Annotated in this window: 5 protein-coding genes; all 5 read left to right on the top strand. The window is 66.3% G+C overall.

Annotated features, from left to right (window positions below; translation table 11 throughout):
- Positions 1 to 516 (top strand): DUF5819 family protein (locus ELR45_RS39920; protein WP_205857670.1); only part of this gene is annotated, 516 nt, incomplete at its 5' end.
- The gene (locus ELR45_RS31805; protein ID WP_129669859.1) at positions 513 to 1,577 is read left to right on the top strand and encodes an HTTM domain-containing protein; all 1,065 of its coding nucleotides are present in this window, start codon (positions 513 to 515) and stop codon (positions 1,575 to 1,577) included. The genes ELR45_RS39920 and ELR45_RS31805, both read left to right, overlap by 4 nt.
- Before the next feature lie 150 nt (positions 1,578 to 1,727).
- Entirely contained in the window at positions 1,728 to 2,507 is a 780-nt protein-coding gene (locus tag ELR45_RS31800) for an electron transfer flavoprotein subunit beta/FixA family protein (RefSeq protein WP_129669858.1), read from the top strand.
- A gap of 23 nt (positions 2,508 to 2,530) precedes the next feature.
- Positions 2,531 to 3,478, top strand: coding sequence for an electron transfer flavoprotein subunit alpha/FixB family protein (locus ELR45_RS31795; protein WP_129669857.1), 948 nt, complete (start codon positions 2,531 to 2,533; stop codon positions 3,476 to 3,478).
- A gap of 225 nt (positions 3,479 to 3,703) precedes the next feature.
- Entirely contained in the window at positions 3,704 to 4,897 is a 1,194-nt protein-coding gene (locus tag ELR45_RS31790) for a cysteine desulfurase family protein (RefSeq protein WP_129669856.1), read from the top strand.
- Positions 4,898 to 4,926: the final 29 nt, after the last annotated feature.

Here is a 4,926-nt window from a genome sequence, read left to right as displayed (position 1 = left end):
GTCGACCCTTCGACGGGCGACGAGAGGACGACGGAGTGGATCTCCGCGACTGAAGGTGAGTGGAGTCTCGTCGAGCACAATCCGTTCCCTGCCAGAGCAAGCCGGCTCTCATCCAACCTCCACAGGCGGCTCAACTCGGCATGGAATGACCTGAGCGGAACGCAACAGGACATCGTGGCGGAGGACTACGAGGAGATGTCGGTGTGGAAACCAATCGCCGACGATCTCATCGAGGCGCAGGGTGGCGAGACGTCATCGACCGTGGCCACGATGGTTCGGGCGGACCGAGTGGCGACTGGGTATGCGACTCAAGTGGCGCGTGCGACCTGGGGCGGCGACATCGTGGCGGTCCAGTTCCAGCTCAGGCGGACGCCGGTGCCACGTTGGGATGACCGGTTGGAGCCCGAACCAGACGACCCTTCCCGCACCTACCGCGACTTTGGCTGGCGCCCGGTATTGGTGAACGAGGGCCAGGACGATGAGTCCTTCACCCGGACTGTGGAGCGGCTGAGATGACGGTCTTCCGGCTGTTGGACGAGGGCGAGCGTTGGTTGTTCGCCCGTAAACGTGCGGCGTATGGCCTGTCGGTCATGCGGATCAGCCTGGGCATCGCGATTCTGGGCTCGCTCGTCGTGAACTTCGTGGATCGGCACTACGTGTGGGGTCCGGGCGCTCGATGGCTGGACCCGTGGCTCACGGTTGACCATTGGGGGTTCCCGTTCACGGCTGTCTTCGCTGAAAGTGACTCGCCCGCAGTCTTCACGGTGAAGTACCTGGTGCTTGGCGTCGTGACGGTCTTGTTCACGCTCGGGTGGCGGAGTCGTTTCGTCACACCTGTGCTGTTGTTGATGCTGGCGAGCCTGATGCGGCTGAACCCGTTGGCGACCGATGCCGGTGACAACCTCGTCCGCATCTCGTTACTGTTCTTCTGCCTTGCCGATACCTCGATGCACTGGTCCATGGATGCCCGGCGCCGTGCTCGTCGCGATGTCCGTGGCGCACGGGAAGGATCCGAGCTCAACGCTGGGAGCAGGCGGACCTGGCCGTCCTGGCCGGGTGTGCTGTTCCACAACGTCGCGTTGCTCGGCATCGCGGGCCAGGTGTTCGTCGTCTACGTGGTCTCGGGCATGTCCAAGGTCCAGGGCTCAATGTGGCAGGAGGGCGTGGGGCTCTACTACCCGCTACGGATCGACCAGTACGAAGCTTGGCCGGCGCTGAACGAGCTGGTGTACTCCAGCGCCATCCTGGTGACGATAGCCAGCTACGTCACGGTCTTCGTGCAAGTGTTCTTCCCGTTGCTCCTGATGCGGCGGGGGACACGGGTAGTGGCGCTGATCGCGGTGTTCTTCATGCACGTAGGGATCGCGGTGTCGATGGCGCTGCCCTGGTTCTCCCTGGCGATGCTCGCCGCCGACGCCATCTTCATCAGGGATGTGACCTATCGATCCTTCGCGGCGTGGCTGCGTGACCGTCTCGGAGGTCGTTTCGGTGGCAGCGCCGAGGGAGCGAATGGCGGCGAGGAGGTGCCGGAAACTCCTCATGCCCCCACGCCGGAGCCGACGGCGGCCAAGACCTAGGGCCGCGACATCTCAGGTGAAAAATCGCACACAACTTGTTACTCGTCAGTAACAACAGGTACGATCGGGGCGTTCGTATGAGACGGCGACGCCCTGCGCCGCGCGTCCTCAAGGCTTTTCAAGGCAAGCTGAGGAGGTTGTCTGTCGGCCATGAAAATCGTCGTTCTAGTGAAGCACGTACCGGATGCCGCGGCGGACCGGGGATTCAACGAGTCAGATCACACGACTGACCGGGCCGGAGTGGACGGCATCCTGTCCGAGCTCGACGAATATGCGGTTGAAGAGGCGCTGAAGCTCTCCGACTCCGGCGAAGCGGACGTGATCGCCGTGACCATGGGTCCCGATGGGGCACTGGACGCGATCAAACGTTCGCTCCAGATGGGTGCGGCTTCGGGTGTGCACGTGGTGGACGATGCGTTGCATGGCTCGGACGCTGTCGCGACCTCCAAGGTCCTAGCCGCGGCCATCAGCAAGCTGGGCGACGTCAATCTGGTCCTGACCGGTATGGCCTCTACCGACGGTGGCATGAGCGTGGTGCCGGCCATGCTCGCCGAGCGTCTCGGGTTTGCCCACATCGGCTTCGTCGGTGAGCTCGGCTTCGCCGATGGAAAGGTCAGCGCGCGCCGGGATGCCGATGTCACCGAGACCGTCGAGGCATCGCTCCCGGCTGTCGTCTCCGTCACCGACCAGATCAATGAACCTCGCTACCCGTCGTTCAAGGGGATCATGGCAGCGAAGAAGAAGCCGGTCGAGACCTGGTCGCTTGCGGACCTCGGCGTTGACGCCGGCTCAGTCGGGCTCTCGGCGGCCTGGTCTGTGGTCGAGGCCGTGACGGCGCGCCCGGAGCGCACTCAGGGCGAGATCGTCACCGACGAAGGCGACGGCGGAGTCAAGGTCGCCGAGTACCTTGCCGGCCAGAAGTTCATCTGAAGCGCTCGAGGGAGAGTAGAGACATGGCTGAGATCCTCGTCCTCGTCGACCATGTGGACGGCGCGGTACGCAAGACGACGACCGAGCTGCTGACCATTGCACGGCGGATCGGTGAACCAGCGGCGGTCTTCCTCGGCTCCGGATACGAGGCTGCGCGGGACACGCTCGCCCGATTCGGTGCCGTCAAGGTGTACGTCGCGGAGAGCCCCGAGTTCGACGACTACCTGGTGGCGCCGCATGCCGAGGTGCTGGCGCAGATCGCCTCCACGGCGCAACCTTCGGCCGTGCTGGTGACGTCGAACCCGGATGGCAAGGAGATCGCCGGCCGGCTGGCGGTGAAGCTGGAGTCCGGCGTCATCACCGATGCCGTGGACGTGGACAGTGACCTGACGACCACCCAGTCGGTGTTCGCCGGCGGATACACCGTGAACGCCCGGGTGACACAGGGCACTGCGATCATCACCGTCAAGCCGAACGCCGTCACGCCGGAGCCGGCGGAGACCACTCCGGTCGAGGAGAAGGTGGCGGTGACGATCTCCGATGCGGCGAAGCGTGCCAAGGTCGTGGCGCGTACGGCGCGTGCGGCTACCGGGCGCCCGGAGTTGACGGAGGCGGCGATCGTGGTCTCCGGCGGCAGAGGCACCGGCGGCGAGTTCGGGCCGGTCGAGGCACTGGCGGATGCCCTCGGCGGCGCGGTGGGAGCCTCCCGGGCGGCGGTCGATTCGGGCTGGTACCCGCACTCTCACCAGGTGGGCCAGACCGGCAAGACGGTGTCTCCACAGCTGTACATCGCGGCCGGGATCTCGGGAGCCATTCAGCACCGAGCGGGCATGCAGACGTCCAAGACGATCGTCGTAGTCAACAAGGACGCCGAGGCGCCGATCTTCTCCATGGCCGACTTCGGCGTGGTGGGCGATCTGCACACAGTCCTGCGCCAGGCGACCGAGGAGATCGAGAAACGCAAGGGCTGAGCGAGCGTGCACCCACAAATGCTCGGCGGAATGGGACGAACGGATCTCCAGGCGGCGGGTTGCGTGGGTGCCTTGAGTTCTGTCGGTCTGTGGCCCGATTGGGCTTGAGCCTGGTGATCCGTTCGTCCCATTCCGCGCGAACTCTAGAGGTGGCGCTGGCTCCCAAGCGAGACATCGGTCAAGTGAGATCGAGTCATGCGGCCGGCGCGGTATCCTGGCTGAGATATGTCGGAGCGGCGAACGTACCTGGACCACGCTGCGACGAGCCCCATCCTTCCCGAGGTGATCGAGGTCGTCGCGGAGGCGATGGCTATCCTCGGCAACCCGTCGTCGCTGCACGCGGCTGGTCGGCAGGCTCGGAAGCTCGTCGAGGAGTCCCGGGAGACAGTGGCGGCCTCGTTGGGCGCCCGGCCGAGTGAGGTCGTGTTCACCTCAGGCGGGACCGAAGCCGACAACCTGGCGGTGAAGGGCCTGTACTGGTCTCGCCGTGCCGCTGATCCGCGGCGGGTGCGGATTCTGGCCTCCGCGGTGGAACATCACGCGGTGATGGACACCGTGCAGTGGCTCGGTGACGCCCAGGGCGCCGACGTCGAATGGCTACCGGTAGACCGGACGGGCCGGCTTCAGGTCGACGCGCTGCGTGAGTCGATCAGCCGTGACCCCGGGTCGGTCGCACTGGTGACCGTGATGTGGGCGAACAACGAAGTCGGTACCTTGCAGCCGGTAGGTGAGATCGCGGCGGTGGCCCATGAGCACGGGATTCCCGTCCACTCCGATGCGGTGCAGGCGGTGGGCCAGCTCCCCGTCGACTTCTCCTCGTGCGGCCTGGATACCGTGACTGTCTCCGGGCATAAGCTCGGTGGCCCCATCGGCGTCGGCGCGCTGTTGGTCCGTCGTGAGATCGAGCTGACGCCGGTCCAGCATGGAGGCGGTCAGGAACGGGACGTCCGCTCCGGCACGCTGGACGCGCCGTCGTTCGCCGGGTTCGCGACGGCGGTCGAGGCCGCTACCCGCGACATCGCCGGCCACGCCGCACAGCTGCGCCGACTGCGTGACGCATTGGTCGACGGGGTGCGCGCCGCCGTGCCGGAGGCCGTGCCCAACGGCGACCCGGCGGCGTCGCTGCCGGGCATCGCGCATTTCTCGTTCCCCGGCTGCGAGGGCGACTCGTTGTTGCTGCTGCTGGACGCCGCCGGGATTCACTGCTCGACCGGGAGCGCGTGTTCGGTCGGCGTGTCACGGCCGTCGCATGTGCTGCTGGCGATGGGCATCGACGAGGACGTCGCGCGAGGCTCGTTGCGCTTCTCCATGGGGCGTACGACGACGCGGCCGGACGTCGATGCGGTGGCAGAGGCGATCGGCCCGGCGGTAGAAAGGGCACGGGCCGCCGGTCTGTCCGGCGCGGCGCTGCGGCGATGAACGGCCAACCAAGGAACGTGACACGGACA

The sequence above is a fragment of the Phytoactinopolyspora endophytica genome (assembly GCF_004138495.1).
In the GTDB taxonomy this organism is placed as follows: Bacteria; Actinomycetota; Actinomycetes; order Jiangellales; family Jiangellaceae; genus Phytoactinopolyspora; species Phytoactinopolyspora endophytica.
This window is presented reverse-complemented; position numbering and strand designations above follow the sequence as displayed.